The sequence below is a fragment of the Thalassospira sp. B30-1 genome (assembly GCF_015767575.1).
Classification (GTDB): domain Bacteria; phylum Pseudomonadota; class Alphaproteobacteria; order Rhodospirillales; family Thalassospiraceae; genus Thalassospira; species Thalassospira xiamenensis.
Genome location: NZ_CP065232.1, coordinates 612,476 through 637,928, shown reverse-complemented (window position 1 = coordinate 637,928; position 25,453 = coordinate 612,476). Strand labels below are relative to the sequence as shown.

Sequence of the window (25,453 nt, the reverse complement as noted above, 5' to 3'; positions counted from 1 at the left end):
CACCGATAAGGGAGTGGATGCTGGACATCGCGCCTGCACCGTATTAATTCGTGAAACAACAGATTTATTGTTGGCCCGGTTTGTCGCTGGCCCCGCTATTGCCAGCTCAGACCGACCGACTTCACAGATTGTGGTGCCCATGCCCTATCAATCCCTTCGCGATTTCATCGACGCGCTTGAAAAGACAAACCGTCTGGTCCGGGTGAGCGAACCGGTTTCGCCCTATCTTGAGATGACGGAAATCCAGACGCGCCTTCTGGCCGAAGGTGGCCCGGCAGTTCTGTTTGAAAATGTCATTGGCGAAGATGGCCAGAAATATGACATCCCGGTTCTTGTGAACCTTTTTGGCACCGTGGACCGCGTGGCGGCCGGCATGAACCGCAAACCCGAAGAATTGCGCGAAGTCGGTGAAACGCTGGCATTTCTCAAACAGCCCGAACCGCCCGGAAGCCTCAGGGAAGCATTTTCAATGCTGCCATTGGCCAAAACCGTGATGGCAATGAAGCCCAAAACGGTTTCCAAGGCCCCCTGTCAGGAAATCGTTCTTCAGGGCGATGACATTGACCTTTCAAAATTGCCGATCCAGTCCTGCTGGCCGGGGGAGCCGGCCCCGCTGATCACGTGGCCGCTGGTGGTGACACAAGGCCCGACCGCCAATGAAAAAGGCGGCGATAAACGCGATGTGTTCAATCTTGGCATCTATCGCATGCAGGTTCTGGGCAAGAACAAGGCGATCATGCGCTGGCTGAAACATCGCGGCGGGGCGCAGCATCATGCGCGCTGGAAAAAGGAAAAGCGCGATCCGTTGCCCGCCGCAATCGTCCTTGGTGCCGATCCGGGTACGATCCTTGCCGCCGTGACCCCGGTTCCCGATACGCTTTCAGAATATCAGTTTGCCGGATTGCTGCGCGGGGAGAAGGTCGAGCTGGTGGAGTGCAAAACCGTTCCGCTGAAAGTCCCGGCGACCGCCGAGATCATTCTGGAAGGTTATGTGTCGCTGGATGAATACGCGCCCGAAGGGCCGTATGGCGACCATACCGGTTATTATAACTCGGTCGAGGAATTCCCGGTCTTTAACATCACCGCAATCACCATGCGCAAAAAGCCGATCTATCTGTCGACCTTTACCGGTCGCCCGCCAGATGAGCCGTCGGTGCTTGGTGAGGCGCTTAACGATGTTTTCGTGCCATTATTGCAGCAGCAATTCCCCGAAATCGTTGATTTCTGGCTGCCACCCGAAGGATGTTCGTATCGCATCGCGGTCGTATCGATGAAGAAGGCCTATCCGGGGCATGCCAAGCGCGTGATGATGGGGGTGTGGTCGTTCCTGCGGCAATTCATGTATACGAAATTCGTCATTGTGGTGGATGACGATATTGATGTGCGCGACTGGAAAGACGTGATGTGGGCGATTTCGACCCGCATGGACCCGGTGCGCGACATCACCACCGTGACCGAAACACCGATCGATTATCTTGATTTCGCATCACCCGAAAGCGGCCTTGGCGGCAAGCTTGGCCTTGACGCCACCAACAAGCTGCCCCCCGAAACCCATCGGGAATGGGGAGAAAAGATCTTCATGGAAGACGAGATTATCGACCGGGTTGATGCCAAATGGGATCGATACGGATTGCCGGGATCGGGCAAGAAAATCTGGCGGGATTAAATTCCCTGAAACACCATGTCCAGTGCGTCGGTGAGGACGAATTTTTCAGAAAACTCACCGACCACCTCTCCGAGTTCGGCGACTGTTACTGTCGCAATGAACTGTGGAAGCAAAACCCATCGGGTGTCGCCAATCATAATGACCGGGTTCAAACGCCCGATTGGTTTTGGTATTTCCGAATGCGGACGAAGCGGCACAACCACACGCGTGTTCATATCGGCAAGAAGATCGGCCTGCACATCCACAACATATCCGTTGGCAAGCTTATGGATATCATAACGTGCCATCAGAATTTTCGATGCGATGCCAGTGGAATACCGTGCGTTTCAACATAGTCATTGCTGGCCTGTATCGCCGCACTGTTTTCCTTTTTCCAGATTTCGGCCTGTCGTTTTAAGACGGCGTCTCTCAGTCCGGCCTCGGCACTGCGTGAAATATTGATTCCAAGCTGCTTTGCCGTTTCCAGAAGTTCGGAATCAAGACTGACATTGGTTGCCTTGCGGGTATGTTTGTTCGTAACAGCGCCCATAATTCCGCCCATAATTCATGTGCATCATATATGCGCATTATATCACGCATAGTCTCTTGCCTCAATTCCGGAAGAACATCCAGTGTTCGCCGCTTTCGTCCGGCTTTTCCGACCAGAAGAATTGCGGCGCGTCGCACATGAAATCATCGACCCGCACGGCGATATTGCAAAGGTCGCCATTGCCAATGACATCGCGGATATATTCAGGGTCGTTGACCTGCCAGCTCATGACCGGCGGGGCGGTTTTATCGTCGATGCAAAGGGCGTATTGTTCCGATTGCGCAAACGGGATCTGTTTGAATTCGGAATGTAATTGACCATTGTGCCTGGTGACCATCAGGACATCGAAAAACGGTCCCTCGGGATTGTCACGATCCACCCAGCCGACGATCTGGTCATTGATATCGTCACAGGTAAAATCCCCGACCAGAACCTGATGACGGTTTTGCGCGGCATATTGTCCGGCCTGAATGCGCATTTCGCGGTAAAGATCATTGGCGGTGACTGGTGCTGCCATCGTATCGCTTGGTGCCGCGGTTTTGGCTTCTTGCGCATCAGCTTGCAACATCGTCAGGGAAGTGCCCAGAAGCAGTGTTGCCACAAACAGGTTTCGCACGTGTGTTTCCCGTCATTCTCTTGCAGGTTTCCGGTTCGTCCCGGTTCGGATTTCAGGTCATAATAGCAACTTGCGAAGAAAAAATGACCAAAGATCGGCTTTCGCCAAATGGATCATTCAAATGTGCGTCAGACGGTATCTGGTTGGGTCTTTCAGGCGACTGCCTTTTCTTGCCCTTTGCGAAAAGCGATCAGCCTGCCTATAACCATAGGAAACCACATTCCGACCAAAGGGAGCTTCCATGCCCAAAACCGATATGACACTCGATCGCATCACCGACCTGCTGGCGCGCGCAAAAAAGGCGGGTGCCGACGATGCGGATGCCGTTTATGTCGAAGGCACGTCACTTTCGGTATCGCAGCGACTGGGCAAGATGGAAAAGCTTGAACGATCCGAGGGGGCCGATCTTGGCCTGCGTGTTCTGATCGGCAAGCAGCAGGCGGTTGTGTCGTCATCGGATACCAGCGAAAGCGCGTTGAACGAACTGGTCGAGCGCGCCGTTGCGATGGCGAAAAACGCCCCCGAAGACCCGTTCTGTGGCATTGCCGATCCCTCCGAACTGGCCGAAACATTTGATGTCGAGGCGCTTGAGCTTTGCGAGCCGGGCGAAGTCAGCCAGGAAAAACTGATGGCATGGGCGACCGCCTGTGAAGAGGCTGCACGGTCGGTTGAAGGTATCACCAATTCCGAGGGCGCGGATGCCGGTTGGGGCACCCACCAGATCACGCTTGCCGCGACCAACGGCTTTGCCAATTCCTATGCCGGCAGCGGCAGCCACATTTCCGTATCGGTCCTTGCCGGAACCGGCACCGGGATGGAACGCGATTATGATTATGACAGTGCGGTGTTTTCGACCGATCTGCGCGATCCGGTCGAGATTGGCCTGAAAGCGGCGGAAAAGACCCTGAAACGGTTGAACCCGCGCAAGGTGAAAAGCACGCAGGTGCCGGTGATTTATGATCCGCGTGTTTCGGCATCCCTCGTCGGCCATCTGGCCGGTGCGATCAACGGATCGGGCATTGCACGCGGCACCAGCTTCCTTCTGGATGCCATGGGCAAGGAAATCTTTGCGCCGGGGATCAACATCATTGATAACCCGCACCGCAAACGTGGCCTGCGGTCCAAACCGTTTGACGCCGAAGGCGTCGCCAACGAGAAACGCCATCTGATTGAAAATGGTGTTCTGAAGACCTGGATCATGGATTTGCGGTCCGCCCGCCAGCTTGGCCTGAAATCGACCGGCAACGCATCGCGCGGGGCCGGAAGCCTGCCGGGACCATCCACCACCAACCTTTACATGGAACCGGGCACCATTTCGCCCGCCGACATGATCAAGGATATCAAGCAGGGCCTTTACATCACCGAAATGATCGGCAGCAGTGTCAACGGCGTGACAGGTGATTATTCGCGCGGGGCATCGGGCTTCTGGATCGAAAATGGCGAACTGGCCTATCCGGTTTCCGAAATCACGGTTGCCGGAAACCTGAAGGACATGTTCAAAACGGCTGTTCCGGCCAATGACCTGACCTTCAAATACGGCACGAATGCCCCGACAATCCGGATTGATGGCATGACGCTGGCCGGGCAATAAGCCGACTTTTTATCTGGATGTGATTTGTAACAGGGGTGCGTTTTGCGCATCCCTGTTTTCATTTTGGCGGCCATTGCATTGGTCGGCATAGGCCTGAGGCACCATAACCCGCACCGGATAAGGTGACAGGCTGATTTCACACGGCAGTTTACCGGCACTTTCGCCGTCAATCTGCAAGGGTGCGGGGCCGCAATGGCTGGTGATGGTCAGACGTTCGGTCTGCACGACCGACACGTCGGTTTGCGCATGCAAACGGTTCAGGGTCAAAGCAATCCCGTAGCGTGCCAGCGCCATAAAGCCGCTGCCGGGCATCAGCACGACATCAAGACTGTTATCGGTCAGTTTGGCATCGGGGGAAATCACAAACGCCCCGCCATAATGCTTGGCATGGGTCGCAACCACACCGGCAACGCGATATTGTTCGCGCCCGATATTAACTTCGAAATCGCGGTGATGCGGAAAGATAATATTGCGCAAACCTTCGATCACATAGGCACCCTTGCCGATCAGTCTTTTGAGTTTCAGTGACACATTTGCGACCGTATCGGCATCCGCCCCCATGCCGACCATCAAAAAGAATGCCCGGCCATTGACCAGACCGGGCCGCACCCAAACCTGGGCCGGATTGTTGATATAATCGGCAATCGCCTGTGCGCGGATTTCAAGCCCGACCTCGACCGCCAGAACATTGGCAGTTCCCAGCGGAATGATGCCAAGCGGCGGGACTTCGTGACCTTCGATCTGGGCATCAAGCAGGCCGTTGAGGGCCTCGTTCAGTGATCCATCGCCACCGGCAACAAACAGCCGTTGATGGGCACGCACCTTGCGCGCCAGTTCGCGGGCATGACCGGGATGGGTTGTCTGTAACAATTCAACCTTTACACCGGCTTTTTGCAAAATGCTTGAAAGGAAACGTTGTTTATTCCCGCCAGCGCGCGGATTGAAGATAACAGTCACCCCGGAATGGGTCATTGCGAAAAACTTCCGTAATAAAAATGAAACATTACTTTCGCGTTCTCTTTATAGAAAATGAAACATGTAACAGTATATTGACAGAACCGATAAATTTATATGAACGGGTTATATATTCGCGCGATTTGTTTTAAACCATTACTGGTTGGGGACACTATTCGGCATGTAAAACCGTCGAATTCCAGCCATCCTTTTGGCAGGATACGGAGGAGCGGCAATGACAGCGATGACGCTGCAACCGCATTACCGCACGGTCTGGATTTCAGACGTCCATCTCGGAACGCGTGGATGTCAGGCAGATCTTCTTTTGGATTTCCTCAATGAAGTGACGGCAGATACCTATTATCTGGTCGGCGATATCATTGACGGCTGGCGGCTCAAGAAAAGCTGGTACTGGCCCGAAAGCCACCACGCCGTTATCACGACAATCATGGAAAAGGCCAAGAACGGGGCAAAGGTCATTTTTGTCCCCGGCAACCATGATGAATTCGCCCGTGAGTTTGTCGATATGACCTTTGGACATGTCGAAGTCAAGATGAACGACATTCACGAGACGGCGGATGGCAGAAAGCTTCTGATCATTCACGGCGACGAGTTTGACGGTGTGGTCAAATATGCCAAGTGGCTCGCCTATCTGGGTGATACGGCCTACAACCTCGCGATTGTCCTGAACCGTTATTATAACGGCATCCGTCGCAAACTGGGTTACGGATACTGGTCACTGTCGGCCTATCTTAAGAACCGGGTCAAGAACGCCGTTCAGTTCGTCTGCAATTTTGAAAATGCCGTCGCCCACGAAGCTGCCAAGCGCAAGGTGGACGGTGTTGTATGCGGCCATATCCATCATGCAGAAAAACGCATGATTGGCGATGTCCTTTACTGCAATGACGGCGACTGGGTTGAAAGCTGCACGGCCCTTACCGAAGACCAGAACGGCAAGCTTGAACTGCTGTACTGGGCTGAAATGCGCCAGATGGCGATGACACATTCCCAACCCGGCCGCGATGCTGCCAGTGCCCCATCCCTTGGATTGGGCAAACTGATGTCGCTGTTTCGGGTTGTCGGGGACAATAACCGTGCTGCCAATGCCAGTTCCAAAAAGAACAGCGGCACGCCAATTGGAAAGACCGCATGAGAATTTTGATCGTATCCGATGCCTGGTATCCTCAGGTAAATGGTGTGGTGCGCACCCTTGAAACCGTGCGCAGCGAACTGGGCGAGATGGGACATGATGTGCATATCATCTCGCCTGATCAATTCCGGACGATCCCCTGCCCGACCTATCCTGAAATCCGGTTGGCCCTGTTTGCCAAACGCAAACTGGCCCGGATGATTGATGCCCTGCAACCGGTTGCGATCCATATCGCGACCGAGGGCCCATTGGGTCAGGCGGCACGTGCTTATTGCCTGAAACGCGAACTACCGTTTTCATCAGCCTATCACACCCGGTTCCCGGAATATCTGCATGCGCGGACACGGCTGCCGCTTTCGATTTCCTATCGCGGGATGCGGCGGTTCCATAACAAATCACAATCGGTCATGGTGGCCACGGAATCGCTTCGCGAAGAGCTGGCTGATCGCGGCTTTAACAGGCTGAATATCTGGTCGCGGGGTGTTGACCTTAACCTGTTCAAACCGCGACCCGATGCAAGTTTCGGGGATTTCCCAAAACCGCACTGGCTGTTTGTCGGTCGGGTGGCGGTTGAAAAGAATATCGGCCATTTCCTTGACCTTGACCTACCGGGGACAAAATTTGTTGTCGGCGACGGGCCGCAACTGGCGGAACTCAAATCGAAATACCCGAATGCACAGTTTCTTGGGAAAAAGGTTGGCGAAGAACTGGCTGTCTGTTTCGCATCGGCAGACGTTTTTGTCTTCCCAAGCAAAACCGACACTTTCGGCCTTGTCATCCTTGAGGCGATGGCGTCCGGAACACCGGTTGCGGTTTTCCCGGTTCAGGGACCAGCCGACATCGTGCGCGGGACCAAGGCAGGCGCCATTGATGCCGACCTTCGCAAGGCGGCGATGGCGGCCCTTGAACTTGACGGCAAGGATGCGCGCGCACTCGCAGAACAATATAGCTGGCGCAATTCCGCCAGTCAGTTCCTGCACAATCTGGCACCGTTTTCAGGCGGGTTTGACGGGGCGGCAGCCAAACGTCTGGCCGTTGAAGACATAACCGAAGCAAAAGAACCGGCGATTGTCATGCCGGCGCAATAACTGGCAGCCATTTATTTATTATCTGGCAAGCTGGGATCCGTCCTGCGGGGTTTCTTTCCCTCGCAGGCTTCGGCGTAGAGTGCCATATGCCCGCATCGCATTGATCGCATCCGTCCCAAGCCACCGACGGAACGGTTTAAGCGCGACATAAACCGGCCGGATAACCGCCACGATACGGGACAGAGGTTTCATCTGTGGTGCGGTCATGCCACTGCGGCTCAGATAAGCCTGCCATCCGGAACGCAAAAGATCGGGACGACGTTTAAAACCGCGCTGTATGGAAAACACAAACAGCAGAATGTCGCGCGCCTGTGCGTCGGGCAATGGCATACGTTTATTGGGGTCTTCTTCGAAATCAATAAAACCGATCCTGCCATCATCCCGAATGGTCATGTTGCGCAAAAGAGGGGCGCCATGCGCAAAACCATTGGCATGCAAATCCGCCAATGCAGTTCCGGCCATGGCAATCAGTTCAGCAACACGTGCTTCATCCCCACCCTTGACCGCATCGCTGATTACGGTTTGCAAGATCGCCCCGTTATCGCCAATAGCGATCCAGTTATCGGCGACTTCGAGAAGATCAGGCACCAGAACGCCTGCACGGTTCAGGGCATGAAGGACTTCAGCCTCGCTTGCCAGACCGGCCTTGCCGCCTGGCGACACTGTCGGGCGCAACATCGGTATCCGCGTCAGGGTTGCGACAAAACGCTGCAAGCGGTGCCAGCCCTTTTGCTTTGGCCGGACAGCCTGTTTGATCCAGATACGCCGTCCTTTCCACCGCAATGGAAAAACCCGTGCGCCAACACCTTGGGCAATCGTCTGTTCCACGATATCGTGGAGTTGCTCTGTCATTTTTTTATCTTATATGTCGTTTTTCGTGGCCTGCATTCCTGCAGGCCCTGTCAGTATCAGTTAAGTTACGTTGCTGCGGCTTGCCGCACCTGCCCGGGCATGCTAGCAACAGCCCGGAAAGATCAAGATATCCATGATGCCTCATCCATATAGATAGTGTCGGACTGACACAATCGGAAATGGCGTCGCACGACCGGGAAGAATTCATTGCCAAAGCATTCGCTAGATCACACGACGGAACATTGGAATACGTGGCCAATGATCAGACGCATCGTTCAGGATGCGGTTGCCCCTTATTTCGGCAAGATTGTTCTGGCTCTGATTTGCATGGCGCTTATGGCTGCCGCGACTGGCGGTTATGCCTATCTGATGGATCCGGTGATTAACGAGGTCTTTGTCAAAAAGAACCCGGCGATGCTGGTCCCTGTCGGGGTTGCCGTCCTTGCGGCTTTTGCGCTGAAAGGCTTTGCCAACTATGGGCAGTCGGTTTTGATGAGCTATGTCGGTGGTCGCATCCTTGCCGATATTCAGAACAAGCTTTACGAACATGTCATCCGGCTTGATATCGGGTTCTTCCACAATACCAATACCGGCAAACTGATCACGCGTTTCACCAGCGATATCACCGCGATGCGGGCCGCCGTTTCCGTATCACTGACCGGCTTTGGCAAGGACTTTTTGACCGCCATCGTGCTGATTGGCGTCATGTTCTATCAGGATTGGCAGCTTGCCATCATTGCGTTCACGGTGTTTCCCGCCGCCATTCTGCCGATTGCCCGTCTGGGCAAGCGCATGCGCAAGGTTTCCGCCAACACCCAGCAGCAGATCGGTGAATTTGCAACCCTCCTTGAACAAACCTTCCAAGGTGTCCGCCATGTCAAAGCTTATGGCATGGAGCCCTATGAATGTTCGCGGATGGAAAAGCTTGTTGAAACCGTCTTTGATCTGAGCTTCAAGGCGCAGAAAGTCAGTGCACGTTCGTCCCCTATCATGGAAACACTCGGCGGCGCTGCGATCACGACCATCATTATTTACGGCGGTAGCCGCGTCATTGACGGGGCAAGCGATCCAGGCAGTTTCTTTTCGTTCATCACCGCCCTGTTGCTGGCCTACGAGCCGGTCAAGCGCCTTGCCAATATCAATATCAATCTGCAGGCCGGTCTTGCAGCATCGCAGCGCGTGTTTACCGTCCTTGATATCGAACCGGAAATTCGCGATGCCGACGATGCCAAAACGCTTCAGGTCAAGGGTGGCGCCATCCAGTTCAAGGATGTTTCCTTTTCTTATAACAATGAAACGACGGCGCTGCGTAACATCAGCCTTGATATAGAGGCCGGTCAGACGATTGCCCTTGTCGGGCCATCAGGGGCCGGTAAATCGACCATCCTGAACCTGATCCCGCGGTTCTATGATATCAATGCCGGTGCAATCACGATTGATGGTCAGGATATCCGCGATGTAACGCTGGAAAGCCTGCGATCAGCGACCGCACTGGTCAGCCAGGAAATCACGCTGTTTGACGATACGGTTCGATCCAACATCGCCTATGGCCGATTTGGCGCAAGCGATGCCGAAATCGAAGAAGCCGCGCGTCATGCAGCAGCCCATGATTTCATCCTGCAACTTGAAAACGGTTATGACACCATTGTCGGCGAACATGGTGTGAAGCTTTCAGGCGGCCAGCGCCAGCGGATCGCGATTGCACGTGCGATGCTGAAAAACGCCCCGATCCTGCTTCTGGACGAGGCAACATCAGCCCTTGATACGGAATCCGAACGCCACATTCAGGGGGCCCTGACCGAATTGATGAAAGGACGGACGACGCTTGTCATCGCGCACCGCCTTTCGACGATTGTCGATGCCGACAAAATTTGCGTCATTCAGAACGGGCATGTTACCGAACAGGGACGCCATGAAGAATTGCTTGCGCTTGGAGGGGCTTACGCCAATCTCTATAATCTGCAATTCTCGGAAGAGAGCGATAACTAGGCCGACAGAAATCGGGATAAACTGGCGTGCAGTTTCATAAGCGGATCATAAAAAGCGATCAGGCGCGCAGCACTTTGTGCTGGCTTGCGGCAACCTATATCCGGTTCATTCGTCTTACCGGTCGCTGGCACACGGAAGGTGGCGATCATCCTGCGCATTTCCTGACCGAAGGAAAACCCTTTATCGTGGCTTTCTGGCATCAGCGGTTGCTGATGATGCCCTATACATGGCGTTCGGTTGCGGGGAACCGACCGTTTAACATGCTGATTTCATCGCATCGCGACGGTGAAATCATTTCCCGCACCATCGGTCATTTCGGAATTGCGACAATTGCCGGGTCAACCGGACAAGGCAAGGGCGGCGCAGCAGCGTTGCGGCGTATTCTCAAGGCCCTCAAGTCCGGCGAAGTCGTCGGCATGACCCCGGATGGACCGCGCGGACCACGCATGCGGATTTCCGATGGCATCGTTCAGGCCGCACGACTGGCCGAAGTCCCGATTTTCCCACTGACCTATTCTGCCTCAAGACGCCGCGTTTTTGGCAGCTGGGACCGGTTTGTTTTGCCGCTTCCATTTTCAAAAGGTGTCTTTAGCTGGGGCGATCCCATCCATATCCCGCGCGATCTGGATGACGACGGATTGGAAGAAAAGCGGCTGGAACTTGAAGCAGCTTTGACCAAGCTGACACAGGAAAGCGATGCCAAGCTTGGCCTTGACGTGATTGAACCAGCCGGACCGGATGAACTTCCCAAACAGAAGCGGTCGGCCGTGGCGGCGGCGGCAGAACAGGAAACGGCCAAATGAGCCTGTTTTACGCCTATCGCGTTGCGACACGGCTTTTGGGTCCGGTACTTGGTCTTTATCTGCAACGGCGCAAAAAACGCGGCAAGGAAGATGCAGGAAGGATCGGCGAACGGTTCGGTCATGCCAGCGCATTGCGCCCGAAGGGAAAGCTGGTCTGGATACACGGGGCCAGCGTTGGCGAATCCCTTTCCGCCCTGCCGGTGATTGATGCCCTTCGCGCGCGTTTTCCCGATGTGTCGATACTTGTCACCACCGGCACCGTCACATCCGCGGCAATGATGTATCAACGCCTTCCGGAAGGTGTGATCCATCAGTTTATTCCAATTGACCGACAGGTCTGCGTTGCGCGTTTCCTGCACCACTGGAAACCTGATGTCGCACTTTGGCTTGAAAGCGATTTCTGGCCCAACATTCTGACAAAGGCCAAAAAGGCGGGGACCAGACTGGCACTTCTGAACGGTCGTATCTCGTCCCGAAGTTTTAAAAGCTATTCCCGGTTCCCTTCCTTCATTACCCCGGTGATTTCGGCCTTTGACCTGATCCTAAGTCAGGGGGCAGAGGAAACCGGGCGTTTCATCGCATTGGGCGGAACCGATGTTCGTGCGGTCGGGAACCTGAAATTCGCAGCCCCCGCCCTGCCGGTTGATAGCGACACGTTGTCCGAACTCAGGACACAGATTGGCAATCGTGCCGTATGGCTTGCCGCAAGTACGTTTGACGGCGAAGAAGCCGCATGCGCACAGGTTCATAAAAGCCTTGCCAGCAAACATGAAAACCTTCTGACGGTGATCGTTCCCCGCCATTCTGATCGGGCCAACGATATCGAAACCGACCTGATCGCAAAGGGCCTGCGCGTCGCGCGCCGAAGCCTTGGCCATGTGATTACCGATCAGGTTGATGTTTATCTTGGCGACACCATGGGCGAGATGGGGCTTTATTACCGGCTTGCACCGGTATGCCTGATCGGCAAAACCCTTTGCGCATCGGGTGGGCAAAACCCGCTGGAACCAGCAAGGCTTGGCTGTGCGATCCTGCATGGCCCGGATATGAGCAACTTTAACGAAATCAGCCGCGAACTTCTTGCCGCCAGGGCATGCCGTCCGGTTGCCGACATCGATGATCTGGCCCGGCAGGTTGATACCCTTCTGACATATCCGGAAAAGGCCCGGGAACTGGCAAATGCTGCGCTGGAATATGCCAATTCCAAGGCCGAGGTGCTTGATCGGACGATGGATGCAATCGCGCCGCTTTTAATCAGCGAGGCCGCCAATGCGCGCCCCTGATTTCTGGCAAGCGGATGGTTTCTGGGCCAAGGCATTATCGCCCCTGTCGCTGCTGTGGCGGGCGGGTGCGGGCATTCGCGCCATGAAAACAACCATGCGTCATCCCGGATGCAAGGTTTTCTGCGTTGGCAATTTTACCATCGGCGGTGCTGGAAAAACCCCGACGGCAATCGCGCTTTATCACACGCTGCACCATATAGGCATCAACGCCCATTTTCTGAGCCGTGGCTATGGCGGGCGTGAAATCGGCCCGCATCGCGTTGATCCGGCGACCGATACGGCCTCCGATGTCGGTGATGAGCCGCTGCTTTTGGCACATACCGCCACAACGTGGGTTTCGCGTGACCGGGGCATGGGGGCCGAAACCGCCCGTAATGCCGGGGCCGATGCGATTATCATGGATGACGGACTGCAAAACCCGTCCGTGATCAAGGATTGCAGCTTTGCCGTTGTCGATAGTGGTTTCGGCATTGGGAATGGTCGCGTGATCCCGGCTGGGCCGATGCGCGAAACACTTGAACAGGGCTTGGCAAAAGTCCACGCCATCATCCTGATTGGCGATGGAAATCCGCCATTTCTGGCAAATCTTCCTGCCTCTGTCCCGGTTCTGAGAGCCCGAGTTGTGCCTTGCAACGGTGTCGAGTTTGACGGTCGCAGGGTCCTTGCATTTGCGGGCATTGCCCGCCCGGCGAAATTCCATGACAGCCTGCGTACCGTTGGTGCCAATATTGTTGCCACCGTCGATTTCGCGGACCATCATCCGTTTCGCCCGAATGAACTGGCTGACCTGCGCCAAAGGGCCGCAGCCCTGAACGCGGATCTGGTAACAACGGAAAAAGATCTGATGCGCTTGCCTGTCGCGGCGCGCAACGGCATAAGCACACTTGGCATCAAACTGGAATTCGAAGCCCCGGACCAGCTTGAGAAAATCATTAAAGCGGTATTGTCTGATGGCTGAACGCAGCGCCTTTTACAAAGCACGCCAGAAATATGTTTCCCACCCTTTACAGGGGCTTGGCGCCTATTTGCTGTTTGGCTTTTTCAAGGTCATGCCGATTGATCTTGCGTCTGCTATCGGCGGTCGGCTTCTGCGCGCGATTGGCCCGAAACTTGGGCAAAGCAAGAAAGCCCGAAATAATCTCGTCAAGGCTTTTCCGGAAAAGTCAGCCGAAGAAATCGAAGCCATCATTACAGATATGTGGGAGAATCTCGGTCGTAGTGCGGCAGAAATTCCCCATCTTCCAACGCTGGATTGCGGAAGCCCCCGCCTTGAAATCGTCGGTCTGGAAAACGGTATGGCGACAAGGGAAGATAACAAACCCGGTCTGTTCTTTACCGGCCATATGGGGAACTGGGAAGTTTCGACCAAGATTGGCGATGCGCTTGATATGGAAATGATGACCATTTATCGCGCACCGGATAACCCCTGGGTCGATAAACTTTTCAAAAGCGTTCGCAAGGGATTTCGCGGCGAACTGGTGCCAAAGGGTGCCAAAGGTGCACGAAAATTTGCCGCCTTCCTGAAAAAAGGTGGCCACGCAGCCCTATTGGTCGATCAGAAGCTCAATAACGGGATCGCCGTACCTTTCTTTGGCCGCGATGCGATGACGGCCCCCGCACTGGCACAATTTGCCCTGAAATACGATTGCCCGGTCATTCCGGTGAGGGTCGAAAGGTTGAGCGGTGCCAATTTCCGGATGACGTTTTATCCGGCGCTGACAATTATCCCCACCGAAGACCGCGAGGCAGATGTCCTTCGTATCATGACCGAAGTGAACGCCATCATGGAAGGCTGGATCCGTGAACGGCCGGCACAATGGCTTTGGCTTCACAAACGCTGGCCGAACTAAGCGACAATTATCACGCTGGCATTAACCTAATTGGAACGACCTTGCACCAGACTGGTGGCCACCTCACCACCATCTCCGGGGAAGTTTCTTTTTGCTGCGTTTCGTCGTCCCGCTTTTCCTGATCCTTATTGCATCGATGTTTGCGGTCTGGCCGTCCTTTGCGCTTGAGGGCGACATCGGCAAGATCGAAAGCAGTTCAAAAAATGTGCGCATACGGATTGCCGAGCTTGATCAGCAGTTGCGCACACATCTGCAAGAAGCGGTCGAAAAATTCGGTGATCGCCAGATCGAATGCGGTGCCAGCGGCGAAAAGAAATCACTGTCAGATTGCATTGCCGAAGACAACGATAACCTGACGCAAGCCAAACTATCGATTGCACGTGCCAAAGATCGCGACGCGGAAGAAAGCCCGCTTGATGAACTGGCTGCAACCGAAGAACGTTTTGCCATGTTCATCGAACGTCTCAATAAAACCAACGACCTTCTGTCCCGTGCCGGGGCAACAATGTATCGGACCAGCTTCGACATCACACCGGAAATGGATCAGTTGCGCCGACAGGTTATTGTCTATGTCGAACGCAAACAGGAATATGATCTGCGCCTGAATCAGGCGATGTTGATCGCGGGTGTAACGCTTGTCCTGATCGCTATTTTCGCGATGATCTTTTTCGCCACACGCCGCATTCGGGGAAATTAGGATCAGCATCCTTTGTTGCAGGACAAATTGCGTTGATAATGTGATCAAACCCCGTTACCGACTGGCTCAAGAGCGATCGTCCGAGGAAACTAAGAAATAATGACACAGGCCTATTGGCAGGACATTCTGGTTGCATTGCGCCAAATCATTCGCGCAACCGATCTGCATTCCAAACGCATGATGAAAGCCTGTGGTCTGACCATCCCGCAGGTGATGGTCCTGCGCGCGATTGACGAATTGCAGAACGTTACGGTGCGCCGCATTTCCAATCATGTGTCCCTTAGCCAGGCAACGGTCACAACAATCCTGAACCGCCTTGAACAGCGCGGGCTGGCAGAACGCCGCCGCAGCACCACGGACAAGCGCGTGGTCAATACGGTTCTGACAGAGGCAGGTCAGAACGTCCTGAAAGCAGCCCCAACCATGCTGCACGAAGAATTCATATCCCAATTCGAAGCCCTGCCCGATTGGGAAAAAACGCAGCTTCTGTCATCCATGCAGCGGGTCGCGACAATGATGAATGCGGAAAAGATTGATGCGGCCCCATTGCTTGACGTCCGCCCTGCCGACGAAATTCCGCGTTAGGTCAGTTCAAACCGGATTACAGGTCGGCAATCACCACTTGGTGGCCATTGCGTCGGGCATCACCAACCGCATTGAATTTCCTGCCGTCACCACTGACCTTGGCGGCGTGAACACCGCCAAAGAACATATCCTCCGTATCCCAGCGTTGCTGGTCTTCAAGGCTAAGGCCATCCAGAAGCGATCCGTCAAATCCCGGTTCGACAGACAAAAGACTGTCTTCGACATGAAGCCGCGGTGCCGCCACCGCCCCATGCAGGGTCATGTCATAGGCATCGATATTCAGCATCACCTGCAACATGGTCGAACGAATGCGGTTTGACCCGCCAGAACCAAGTGCAATCGCATCACCATTGCCCGCCAGATACAGGGCCGGAGTCATCATCGATGTCATCCGCACACCGCATGGCCAGTGATGGAACCCGTCGGTTGACAGATCGGCTTCGCCCAGCATGTTATTGAGCATGATACCAGTCCCCGGCACCATGCGCCCGGAACAGGACCCGTTTGAAATCGTCGCCGCGGCAAGATTGCCATCGCCATCAACCACGGAAATATGGGTCGTGCCATTCTGGCTAAGCGGGCGTTCGCCAATCATAGACCGGTAGGATTCGCAGAATTCGTCGGCAAGGATTGTCGGGCTTGCGCCATGTTCGCTACGTGCCAGCCCGGTGGCATGAAGAATGCGCGAAATGGCTTCGAGATGACGGGCCGATCCAAATGCCCCGAGTTCTATTTCGCGCGCAAGCTTAAGCCCGAAGCCAACCAAAACCCCGCCCGACGCCGGTGGCGGGTTTAAAACAAACCGCCCGTTGCGCCCGGCAATCAAAAGCGGATCACGGACCAGAACGCGGTATGCCGCCAAATCCGCCCCTGTCAGATAGCCGCCATATTCCCGGCATTCGGTCACCAGCGCATGACCAAGATCGCCGTGATAAAAGCCATCGGCCCCGATCCGCAGCAGATATTCAATGCTATCGGCCATATCAGCCTGACGAAGAATGGAGCCCTCGTCCGGCAATTCAAATCCGTCTTCATCCTGATGCCCCGGCGCACCGAAAACGGCCCGGCTATCTTTGGAAAATGCCAGAAGCGGGGTTACGATCCCCATGACATACCGTTGAAACGCATCCAGCTTGATCCCGTCGCGTGCGGCTGTAATTGCCGGTTCGGCCAGCATCGCCATCGGCAGGGATCCAAGATCGTCATGCAGCTTGAAAATACCGGCAACCACGCCCGGTGTTGCAACCGAACCGTATCCGCCGTGAAATTCCTGGGTAACGCCACCGGAAAATGTCGCAAACCGGCTTTCGAATTCAAGTTCTTCGCGCGGGCGTTTGGCAAGCGGGGTTTCGACAAAAAAATCATAAAGCCGGGGCGGTTTTCCCGCCGGGCGTGCCATGACAAAACCACTCCCGCCCAATGATGCCAGAACCGGCTCCGCCACGCACGCCGTCCACATCGCCGCAGTGACCGCATCAAAGGCATTGCCGCCCGCCTCAAGCACATCGGCAGCCGCGCGTGCGGTGACATCATGTCCTGCGGCGACGGCTCCGTGCTTTTTCATGGCAGAGGTTCCTTATTGTTTATTCGTCATCAATTGCTGGCCTTCATTTTCGCGGCCTTTTGTGCATCTTCCATCGGCGGCACAAGCAGGGCGGCGTCAACACGGGCATCCCCGACATTGATCCGCCAATCCAGATGCGGCCCGGTTGCCCGGCCACTTGCCCCGACCTTGGCAATCGGATCACCCTGCCGAACGACATCGCCGACTTTCACATCGATTTCCGACAGATGCAAAAACGCCGAAACCATGCCAAGCCCGTGATCAATAAACAGGGTCGCCCCGGAAAAATACATATCGGGATGCGCCAGCGTCACAATCCCGTCCGCCGGGGCCACGACCTGTGTGCCGGTGGGAACGGCAATATCCACCCCCCAATGCGGGGCGCGCGGTTCACCATTCAAGATGCGTTGTGATCCATAGACACCGCTGATCGGACCCAGAACCGGCCAGATAAAGCCGTTCTTGTAAAATTCCTGCGTAAACCGTTCGATGCGGGCTTCGCGGGCCTGACGCGAGTCATCCCTGATCCGTTCCATGACCTCAGGGTCCGGCGTCACCATCTTGGGCGGCAGGCCATCAATCCGCTGGATATCAAATTCTCGATCACCGATATCATAAGCATATTCTTCGACTGCCCCATCAGCCTTGCGCAGTGTCAGCTTCGCCGGCCCCTCGTAATCGCGGGGGAAGCCAAGGATAAACGCCCCGTCCGGGCCAATCGTATCAATGGGCTTGCCATCCAGAAGGATGCTGCTTCCGGGTTCGGCCTGACCGAACACGATGCCGCCCTGAACAAACTGGCCCTGATAGGTCGGCTCGGCCGCGATTGCCCCAACGCATGACGCCATCAAACCGGTTGCCGCCAAAAACATCTTCATTGCGAAACGCATTACAGAAGGCTCCCTTGCCTGTCGTCATCTTTGGGGGCCGGGTCTTTTTTCCGGGCCGGTTTCGGTTTGGCAGCCGATTTCGGCGCGACCGTGGCAACCGGTGCCGCCTCGGATGCTCCAGAGGAATACGTCCCTGCTGTTACATCGGCACGTCCATCCTGCATTTCCAGAATGTAACCCTGCCCGGCAATTAAATCCGATGCTTTGCCAATCAAACCTTCATCCGCACCGCGCACCACGGCAAAGCCGCGTTTGAGAACATTGCGATACGAATAGCTTTCCAAAAGACGATCATACCGCGCCAGTCCTTCGGCTTCGCGGTTCAGGATATTTTTAACCGCCGCCTGCATCCGACCGGCCAGATCATCGATCTGTTTGCGGTCGCGTGTGATATCGCGTCTGGCATTTGCCGGGCGAAGTCCGGCGGCGGCCTGATCAAGACGTGCCTTTTGCATCTGGATGGCCGATTTGATCGCTCCATCCAGTCGCAGACCGGCATTTTCCAATCGCCCGCGTTTTTCCGAAAGCTGTTCACGCGGGCTAACCAACCGTGCCCCGGCTTCGTTCAGGCGTGCGCGCGCCTGCTGCAAGACACTGCCTGCTGCACGAGGCAGCCGGTCGGCCCAGTTATCAAGGGTCTGGCTGCGTTCCTCAAGCATCCGGCGCGGATCGCCAAGACCACGCGCAAGACTTTCAAGGGCGGTGCGTTTTTCCACACCAAGCCGACGGACCGCCTGCGTCAGACGAAGGCCGTCTTCCTCGACCTGACCGATCAGATCAAGCCGCACCGGAACGGCCTTTTCCGCGGCCCCCGTCGGAGTAGGCGCACGCAGGTCAGACACAAAATCAATCAGGGTGGTATCGGTTTCATGACCGACTGCAGAAATCACCGGAATGTCGGATTCCGCCACCGCGCGGGCAATGATTTCCTCGTTAAATGCCCAAAGGTCTTCAAGCGATCCGCCACCGCGCGCAACAATCAGGACATCGGGGCGCGGAATATTGCCATAGGGCAAAAGATCATTGAAACCGCGCACGGCCTGCGCGACCTGTTCGGCGGCACCGGTTCCCTGTACCAATACGGGCCATAACAGAACCCGGCGCGGGAAACGTTCGCGCAGCCGATGCATGATATCGCGGATCACCGCCCCGGTCGGGGATGTTACAATCCCGATGACATCGGGCAGGAACGGGATCGGCTTTTTGCGATCCGCATCAAACAGTCCTTCGGCAGCAAGTTTCTTTTTGCGTTCTTCCAGAAGTTTCAGAAGCGCGCCTTCGCCGGCAACCTCCATCGTTTCGATGACAATCTGGTATTTCGACCGGCCCGGGAATGTCGTCAGTCGGCCGGTTACAATGACTTCCATACCGTCTTCGGGTGCGATGCCAAGTTTGGATGCCTGCCCGCGCCAGCAAACACCATCCAGCACCGCCTGATCGTCTTTGAGTGCCAGATACAGATGACCGCTGCTTGCGCGCTTGAAGCCGGAAATCTCGCCGCGCACACGCACGAAAGAAAACGCATCCTCGACCGTGCGTTTAAGCGCGTTGGAAAGATCGGAGACCGAAAATTCGGGCAGATTTCCCGGTTTCGCGGGCTCTTCGGGCATCGGGGCAAACGGGTCGAACAAATCTTGCGTCATCAAGGGCACTTTATGCTAAAAGCCCGCATAAATTTTCAAGCGGGATGGGGTGCAAGCCTAGTTCATCCCGTCTGGACCATCAAGCAGTCGGACACGTAATCGAGGTTAAAATCATGAAGGTTCTGGTCGTTGGCGGTGGCGGACGTGAACATGCATTGTGCTGGGCAATTGCCAAAAGCCCGCGACTGACCAAGCTTTGGTGTGCGCCGGGCAATGCCGGGATTGCCGATTCAGCAGAATGTGTCGCCATTTCAGACAGCGATATTGACGGCCTTGTGAAATTTGCCACCGACAATGCTGTCGATCTGGTGGTTGTCGGCCCCGAAGCCCCGCTGGTCGCGGGCCTTGTCGATGCGCTGGATGCGGCTGGCATCAAATCGTTTGGCTGTTCGAAGGCGGCGGCACAGCTTGAAGGCTCCAAGGGTTTCATGAAGGACATGGTGTCAAAGTTTGGCGTCCCGTCCGCGGCCTATGGCCGTTTCACCACGCCCGACGATGCCCGCGCCTTTGTTGAAAAGCACGGTGCGCCGATTGTTGTCAAAACCGACGGCCTTGCCGCGGGCAAGGGTGTGACGATCTGCCAGACAATCGACGAAGCCCTTGCGGCGATTGACGAATGCATGGTCGGTGGCAAATTCGGCGATGCCGGTGCGGAGCTGGTGATCGAGGAATTCATGACTGGCGAAGAAGCATCTTTCTTTGCGGTTTGTGACGGGGAAAACGTCATTCCGCTAATTGCCGCACAGGATCACAAGGCCGTCGGCGAGGGCGATACCGGCCCGAATACCGGTGGTATGGGTGCCTATTCCCCCGCCCCGGTCTTTACGCAGTCGGTTGAGGACAAGGTCATGGAACAGATCATTGTTCCGACCGTCAAGGGCATGGCCGCCGAAGGCCATCCGTTCAAGGGCGTCCTGTTTGCCGGTCTGATGATTGACGATGCGGGCAATCCGAAACTGATCGAATACAACATCCGTTTTGGCGATCCGGAATGCCAGGTTCTGATGACGCGTCTGAAATCGGATGTGCTTGATATCCTTGATGGGGCGGCAACCGGAAAACTCGATACCGTCAAACCCGAATGGCATGACGAAACCGCCATGGTCGTTGTCATGGCCGCCAAGGGGTATCCGGGCAGCTACGACAAAGGCACCGAGATCAAAAACGTGGCCGATGCCGATGCGATGGACAAGGTCAAGGTCCTGCATGCGGGCACGAAAATGGATGGTGACAAACTGACCGCGACGGGGGGGCGTGTTCTTGGCGTTACCGCACGTGGCACGTCGGTGACCGAGGCACAGAAACGCGCCTATGAAGCGGTTGATGCCATTAACTGGCCGGGTGGTTTTTGCCGTCGTGATATCGGCTGGCGCGCGATTGCCCGCGAACAGAAGTAAGCCTTTGAATTGGAAAAGACCGGGTCATGCAGCCCGGTCTTTTTTCATGCCTGCGTGATAGCGCACCGCGCATTGCCCGTTAGGGCCATGTTCGATGGTGGCATCCACACCGAACACATCGCGCAGATTTTGGGTCGTCAGAATATCGGCAGGACTGCCGATCCCCACCAGTTCCCCGTCACGCATCATGGCAATCCGGTCGCAATACATCGCGGCATGGTTCAGATCGTGCAAGGCTGCGACCACGGTAACCGGCAATTCGCGCACCAGTTCCAGCAATCCAAGCTGATGGCGGATATCCAGATGGTTTGTCGGTTCATCCAGCAGAAGGAATTTCGGCTCCTGCGCCAGCGCACGCGCAATATGAACCCGCTGCTTCTCACCGCCCGAAAGTGTATGCCAGAACCGGTCGGCCAGATGAGTCATGTCGACATCACCAAGGGCGCGTTCCACAATCGCATCATCGCGTTCCGACCAAGGCGACAGCATGCTGAGATAAGGTGTGCGTCCAAGTGCCACCGCCTCGCGCGCGGTCAGGCGGTCCGTGGTATCGGCCTGCTGTTCGACAAAGCCGATCTGCCGGGCCAGTTTGCGACGACCATGCTTTTTCATGTCCTGCCCTGCCAGCATCGCACGCCCCTGATCAGGTGGACGAATACCGGCCAAAACCGACATCAAACTGGTTTTGCCCGACCCATTTGGCCCGATCAGGCCAAGGAACTCGCCCGGTTCAACCCGGAGGGAGACATTTTTGATGATCTTGCGATACCCGGCAGACCAGACGATATCGCGCAGTTCCAGGGTCATCGCAAAATCCTTCCGTGACACAGGATCAGGGCAAAGGCCGGGGCCCCGACAAGGGCGGTAATCACCCCGATTGGCAAAACCTGCCCCGGAACGATCACGCGTGAAATCACATCGGCACAGACCAGAAACAGTGCGCCAATCAATGCCGATAGCGGTAATAGCAGCCCATGGCGCGTTCCGACAAAAAAGCGCGCCGCATGCGGGATCACGAGCCCGACAAAACCAATGGAGCCAACAATACTGACCATTACCGCGGTCATCATCGCGGACGCGGCAATCAGGATCGCATACACACGCCTGACCGGAACACCAAGCGATGCGGCGGATTCCCTACCAAATGTAAAGGCATCAAGTGCGCGAGCATGCCAAAGACACACGACAAGCCCGACAAGAGCCACGGGTAAAGCCAGCCACACATCGGGCCAGCGCACGCCGCTAAGATTGCCCAGAAGCCAGAACATGATGCCGCGCGCCTGCTCGGCACTAGCCGATTTGGTGACAATGAAGGATGTCAGGGCATTGAACATCTGCGATCCGGCAATCCCGGCCAGAATGATCGCCCCCGTGCCGCGCCCGGCCTGTAACGCCAGAAGGGTCACAAAGGCGAATGCCGCCACTGCGCCGATAAATGCACCAAGTGACAGCGAAAGCATCCCGGCCCCAAGACCTAGGATCACGATGCTGACCGCACCGGTCGATGCCCCGGCCGAAATGCCGAGCAGATAGGGATCGGCAAGACTGTTGCGCAAAAGCGCCTGCAGGACCGCACCGGAAACGGCCAAGGCCGCCCCGCAACTTGCGGCAACGATGGCGCGGCTCAGCCGATAGTTCCAGATTATACCGGCATCAATCGCATCCACCGGATGACCGGCATCCCACAAATGATTGGCAATCGTATTGATCACCGTGCCCACCGGGATCGCTGTTTCGCCCACCGATGCGGCAACCGCCAGGACCGCTGCCAGCAACATCAGCGCGGCAAATGCCACGCTGATGCGTTTCATGAAAACGGGGCTGGAAATGATATTCCCGATCATTGGCCCGATCACTGGGTTGCCTCGAACGCCTCGATTGCCTTGGCCAGGGTTTCAATGCCGTCGATTGTCCGCATGGTCGGGTTCATCGACTGGGCATCCATGACGACGATATTTCCGCTTTTGACCGCATTCATCTGACGGGTTACCGGATCGGATTTCAGGAACTGCATTTTCAGTTCCCAGTCATCGGCCGGAAAACGGCGACGATCCATTTTGCCAATCGCAATGATATCGGGATTGGTTCGTGCGATGGTTTCCCACCCGACTGTGGGCCATTCATCATCACTGTCGATGACATTCTCCACACCAAGGATCGACATGACATAGGCCGGTGCGCCTTTCTGCCCGGCAACAAACGGATCAACATCGATTTCGGCGCTGGAAAACCAGAACAGTGCCGAAATTCCCTTGCCATTCACGGCGGCAACTTTTTCGCGCGCAGCCTGTTCGCGGGCTTTGAAATCGGCAATCAGATCTGCGCCGCGTTCCTCGACATCGAAGATTTTCGAAAGGTCGGCTATCCCCTGATAGATCTGATCCATCGAAAAGGCATCAATCCGCGTTCCGTCACCGCCCGTGGTGTTGTCCTTACCGACGCAATCGGCTGGTGCGGTATAGACCGGGATTGAAAGTTCAGCAAACTGGTCAATCGTTCCGACCTTGCCATTCGGGCCGATATGCCATTGGAACTGGGTTGCGACCATATCGGGTTTCTGGCCGACCACACTTTCAAAGCTGGGATCGTTGTCTGCCAGACGCGGAATGGTGGCGTTGACGTCGCGAAACTGTTCCTGCACCGGGCCAAGCCATACGGCCGTTCCGACCACCCTGTCGGTCAGTCCCAGAAGATAAAGCAGTTCAGTGCTGCTTTGGCCAAGCGATACGACACGGTTCGGAGCCTGATCAAAGGTCAGGGTTCGACCACAATTTTCCAGTGTGAGCGGATATTCCGTGGCAGATGCGTATTGCGCGAAAGAAGCCAGTCCTGCAGCAAACACCCCGACTGCAAGAACCTTTTTGTTCAGTTCAATCACTTTGCGTCCTTTCATGGATATGCTGATCGGGAATTTCATTTCCCGACCGGACATACCAAACCAATAAATGTTATGTTATAACATAACATCAAAGCTACTATGGTCAAGGGACTGGCTAAAGTGCTGAAAAATGGCGGGAAATGCCGGGATCCAAGGGCGGTCCAATGGCTTTCAGCCCGCCCGGAACGGTGACATATACCGACATCCTCCGGGGCACCCCGCCCGGTCCGTCGTATTCATGTCAGCAGGTCTCCTGGCTCGCGGGTCGTTGTGTTTTCCTGCCTTCCCGGGAAATATCCCAGTGGCTTTCAGAAGGAAACACTCACCGCCTACAGTTGCGGGGGCAGCTTCGGTTAACCGTCTTCACGGACGGCTTCGAATTCCCTTTATCCTTGTCGGATACTGACATCTATCGGTGTCACATAGTCACGAAGGCCGGTCAAGCCAATTGCGAATAAATCGCAATGATTACAATTTTCAATAGGCGTTCGCCGCCGCCGTGCCATCGCCGCCCAGCCGCCCAAGGATCGCCGAGACATCGCGCATCGGTGGCGCGCCAAACATGCGGGCATATTCACGGCTGAATTGTGATGCGCTTTCATATCCGACTTCATAGGCCGCGGTTGCCGCATCCTTCATTTCGGTCAGCATCATCTGGCGCGCCATCGTCAGGCGAAGGCGTTTCTGATACTGAAGCGGGCTCATGGAGGTTACCTGCTTGAAATGATGATGGAAGGAAGACGGGCTCATATTCGCCTGTGCCGCCAGATCATCGACCCGAAGCGGTGCGGCAAAATCGTCCTTCATAAGGCGGATGATCTTGGAAATGCGTTGCATGTTGCTGCCGCCCATGCCGATTTGCGCAATCCTGGCCCCCTGAAGGCCGCGCAGAAGGCGATAATGCACTTCGCGCAGAAGCATCGGCGCCATCACCGAAATATCGTCTTTCTCATCGCACAGGCGCAACAGGCGCATCACGGCATCCAGCAAGGTATCGCTGGCGTTATCGACATGAAGACCGCAATCGCTTTCGGATGCCGAGCCGACCTGAAGATCAATCTGGGTGACAAGATCGCCCAACATCTGACCATCCAGTTCAATCGACAAACTGCGATACGGAAGTGCTGCACTGGCATTTGTCACACAGCCGACAATCGGCAGGTCGACCGACGCCACCAGATACTTTCCGGGCGCATAACTGAAAACCGCCTCGCCCAGAGTGACCTCTTTGGCACCTGACGCGATAATGCAAAGGCATGGCTTGTAGATTGTCGGAACTTTCATCGACGGCCCGGTCGCACGATACAGATGCACCGCCTTTACCGGCGTCTCGGCAACACCTTCGCCTTCGCAGTATCTGTCAATCAGCTCAGACATCTCTTCAAACACAGGCATCGCCAAACTCCTTTGTTTCTCTAATATGAACTA

24 protein-coding genes and 1 riboswitch are annotated in these 25,453 nt (G+C 55.6%); of the genes, 12 read left to right on the top strand and 12 right to left on the bottom strand.

Going from position 1 to position 25,453, the window contains the following annotated elements; genetic code table 11:
• Positions 1-139 precede the first annotated feature (139 nt).
• Positions 140-1,666 (top strand): UbiD family decarboxylase, encoded by a 1,527-nt coding sequence (locus IT971_RS02880; protein ID WP_037991731.1) that lies wholly within the window; start codon positions 140-142, stop codon positions 1,664-1,666.
• Here IT971_RS02880 and IT971_RS02875 read toward each other — a convergent pair.
• The 3 genes from IT971_RS02875 to IT971_RS02865 all read right to left on the bottom strand — a co-directional run bounded on the left by IT971_RS02875 (position 1,663) and on the right by IT971_RS02865 (position 2,811).
• On the bottom strand, positions 1,663-1,953 hold the full coding sequence (locus IT971_RS02875; RefSeq protein ID WP_007091212.1) for a CcdB family protein: 291 nt from the start codon (positions 1,951-1,953) through the stop codon (positions 1,663-1,665). The genes IT971_RS02880 and IT971_RS02875 overlap by 4 nt on opposite strands.
• Entirely contained in the window at positions 1,953-2,195 is a 243-nt protein-coding gene (locus IT971_RS02870; RefSeq protein ID WP_007091213.1) for a type II toxin-antitoxin system CcdA family antitoxin, read from the bottom strand. The genes IT971_RS02875 and IT971_RS02870 overlap by 1 nt, the downstream gene beginning before the upstream one ends.
• A gap of 61 nt (positions 2,196-2,256) precedes the next feature.
• Positions 2,257-2,811, bottom strand: coding sequence for a hypothetical protein (locus IT971_RS02865; protein WP_063093286.1), 555 nt, complete (start codon positions 2,809-2,811; stop codon positions 2,257-2,259).
• A gap of 241 nt (positions 2,812-3,052) precedes the next feature.
• Here IT971_RS02865 and IT971_RS02860 point away from each other — a divergent pair, with 241 nt between their 5' ends.
• Positions 3,053-4,402, top strand: coding sequence for a TldD/PmbA family protein (locus IT971_RS02860; protein ID WP_063093285.1), 1,350 nt, complete (start codon positions 3,053-3,055; stop codon positions 4,400-4,402).
• A 9-nt stretch (positions 4,403-4,411) separates the two neighbouring features.
• On the opposite strand, the gene IT971_RS02855 is transcribed toward IT971_RS02860, so the two are convergent.
• Positions 4,412-5,374 (bottom strand): diacylglycerol kinase family protein, encoded by a 963-nt coding sequence (locus IT971_RS02855; RefSeq protein ID WP_007091216.1) that lies wholly within the window; start codon positions 5,372-5,374, stop codon positions 4,412-4,414.
• A 217-nt stretch (positions 5,375-5,591) separates the two neighbouring features.
• On the opposite strand from IT971_RS02855, the gene IT971_RS02850 reads away from it, so the two are divergent.
• Together IT971_RS02850 and IT971_RS02845 are read left to right on the top strand one after the other, a co-directional pair.
• The gene (locus IT971_RS02850) at positions 5,592-6,509 is read left to right on the top strand and encodes a UDP-2,3-diacylglucosamine diphosphatase (protein WP_063093284.1); all 918 of its coding nucleotides are present in this window, start codon (positions 5,592-5,594) and stop codon (positions 6,507-6,509) included.
• Complete coding sequence (locus tag IT971_RS02845) at positions 6,506-7,594, top strand: glycosyltransferase family 1 protein (RefSeq protein ID WP_063093283.1); 1,089 nt, start codon at positions 6,506-6,508, stop codon at positions 7,592-7,594. The genes IT971_RS02850 and IT971_RS02845 overlap by 4 nt, the downstream gene beginning before the upstream one ends.
• Before the next feature lie 18 nt (positions 7,595-7,612).
• Here IT971_RS02845 and IT971_RS02840 read toward each other — a convergent pair whose 3' ends face one another.
• Complete coding sequence (locus IT971_RS02840; protein ID WP_037991738.1) at positions 7,613-8,446, bottom strand: hypothetical protein; 834 nt, start codon at positions 8,444-8,446, stop codon at positions 7,613-7,615.
• Positions 8,447-8,704: 258 nt separating this feature from the next.
• On the opposite strand from IT971_RS02840, the gene IT971_RS02835 reads away from it, so the two are divergent.
• The 7 genes from IT971_RS02835 to IT971_RS02805 all read left to right on the top strand — a co-directional run bounded on the left by IT971_RS02835 (position 8,705) and on the right by IT971_RS02805 (position 15,653).
• On the top strand, positions 8,705-10,435 hold the full coding sequence (locus IT971_RS02835) for an ABC transporter ATP-binding protein (protein ID WP_063093282.1): 1,731 nt from the start codon (positions 8,705-8,707) through the stop codon (positions 10,433-10,435).
• A gap of 26 nt (positions 10,436-10,461) precedes the next feature.
• Positions 10,462-11,238: a lysophospholipid acyltransferase family protein gene (locus tag IT971_RS02830; protein ID WP_063093281.1), complete on the top strand. Its 777-nt coding sequence runs from the start codon at positions 10,462-10,464 to the stop codon at positions 11,236-11,238.
• Positions 11,235-12,521: a 3-deoxy-D-manno-octulosonic acid transferase gene (locus IT971_RS02825; RefSeq protein ID WP_063093280.1), complete on the top strand. Its 1,287-nt coding sequence runs from the start codon at positions 11,235-11,237 to the stop codon at positions 12,519-12,521. The genes IT971_RS02830 and IT971_RS02825 overlap by 4 nt, the downstream gene beginning before the upstream one ends.
• Positions 12,508-13,479, top strand: coding sequence for a tetraacyldisaccharide 4'-kinase (gene lpxK / locus IT971_RS02820; RefSeq protein WP_063093279.1), 972 nt, complete (start codon positions 12,508-12,510; stop codon positions 13,477-13,479). The genes IT971_RS02825 and lpxK overlap by 14 nt, the downstream gene beginning before the upstream one ends.
• Positions 13,472-14,371, top strand: a complete 900-nt coding sequence (locus tag IT971_RS02815) for a lauroyl acyltransferase (protein WP_063093278.1) — start codon at positions 13,472-13,474, stop codon at positions 14,369-14,371. The genes lpxK and IT971_RS02815 overlap by 8 nt, the downstream gene beginning before the upstream one ends.
• Before the next feature lie 91 nt (positions 14,372-14,462).
• Positions 14,463-15,068 (top strand): hypothetical protein, encoded by a 606-nt coding sequence (locus IT971_RS02810; protein WP_063093277.1) that lies wholly within the window; start codon positions 14,463-14,465, stop codon positions 15,066-15,068.
• Between the two features lie 99 nt (positions 15,069-15,167).
• The gene (locus tag IT971_RS02805; RefSeq protein ID WP_063093276.1) at positions 15,168-15,653 is read left to right on the top strand and encodes a MarR family winged helix-turn-helix transcriptional regulator; all 486 of its coding nucleotides are present in this window, start codon (positions 15,168-15,170) and stop codon (positions 15,651-15,653) included.
• A gap of 16 nt (positions 15,654-15,669) precedes the next feature.
• Here the strand turns inward: IT971_RS02805 and IT971_RS02800 are convergent, their stop codons facing one another.
• From IT971_RS02800 to xseA, 3 genes are read right to left on the bottom strand one after another with little or no spacing between them, the layout of a single operon-like run.
• The gene (locus IT971_RS02800) at positions 15,670-17,217 is read right to left on the bottom strand and encodes a gamma-glutamyltransferase family protein (RefSeq protein WP_063093275.1); all 1,548 of its coding nucleotides are present in this window, start codon (positions 17,215-17,217) and stop codon (positions 15,670-15,672) included.
• A 29-nt stretch (positions 17,218-17,246) separates the two neighbouring features.
• The gene (locus tag IT971_RS02795; protein ID WP_063093274.1) at positions 17,247-18,107 is read right to left on the bottom strand and encodes a M23 family metallopeptidase; all 861 of its coding nucleotides are present in this window, start codon (positions 18,105-18,107) and stop codon (positions 17,247-17,249) included.
• Positions 18,107-19,750, bottom strand: a complete 1,644-nt coding sequence (gene xseA, locus IT971_RS02790) for an exodeoxyribonuclease VII large subunit (protein ID WP_063093273.1) — start codon at positions 19,748-19,750, stop codon at positions 18,107-18,109. The genes IT971_RS02795 and xseA overlap by 1 nt, the downstream gene beginning before the upstream one ends.
• A gap of 113 nt (positions 19,751-19,863) precedes the next feature.
• Here xseA and purD point away from each other — a divergent pair, with 113 nt between their 5' ends.
• Positions 19,864-21,147, top strand: coding sequence for a phosphoribosylamine--glycine ligase (gene purD, locus IT971_RS02785; protein ID WP_063093272.1), 1,284 nt, complete (start codon positions 19,864-19,866; stop codon positions 21,145-21,147).
• 24 nt (positions 21,148-21,171) lie between these two features.
• Here purD and IT971_RS02780 read toward each other — a convergent pair whose 3' ends face one another.
• The 4 genes from IT971_RS02780 to IT971_RS02765 form a co-directional block, all read right to left on the bottom strand.
• Entirely contained in the window at positions 21,172-21,954 is a 783-nt protein-coding gene (locus IT971_RS02780; protein ID WP_063093271.1) for an ABC transporter ATP-binding protein, read from the bottom strand.
• Positions 21,951-22,958: an iron ABC transporter permease gene (locus IT971_RS02775; protein WP_306460228.1), complete on the bottom strand. Its 1,008-nt coding sequence runs from the start codon at positions 22,956-22,958 to the stop codon at positions 21,951-21,953. Before IT971_RS02775 ends, IT971_RS02780 begins: the two co-directional genes overlap by 4 nt.
• 41 nt (positions 22,959-22,999) lie before the next feature.
• Complete coding sequence (locus tag IT971_RS02770) at positions 23,000-24,040, bottom strand: ABC transporter substrate-binding protein (RefSeq protein WP_063093313.1); 1,041 nt, start codon at positions 24,038-24,040, stop codon at positions 23,000-23,002.
• A gap of 210 nt (positions 24,041-24,250) precedes the next feature.
• A riboswitch (cobalamin riboswitch) is annotated at positions 24,251-24,447 on the bottom strand.
• Between the two features lie 55 nt (positions 24,448-24,502).
• Positions 24,503-25,420, bottom strand: a complete 918-nt coding sequence (locus IT971_RS02765) for an AraC family transcriptional regulator (protein WP_007091234.1) — start codon at positions 25,418-25,420, stop codon at positions 24,503-24,505.
• Positions 25,421-25,453: the final 33 nt, after the last annotated feature.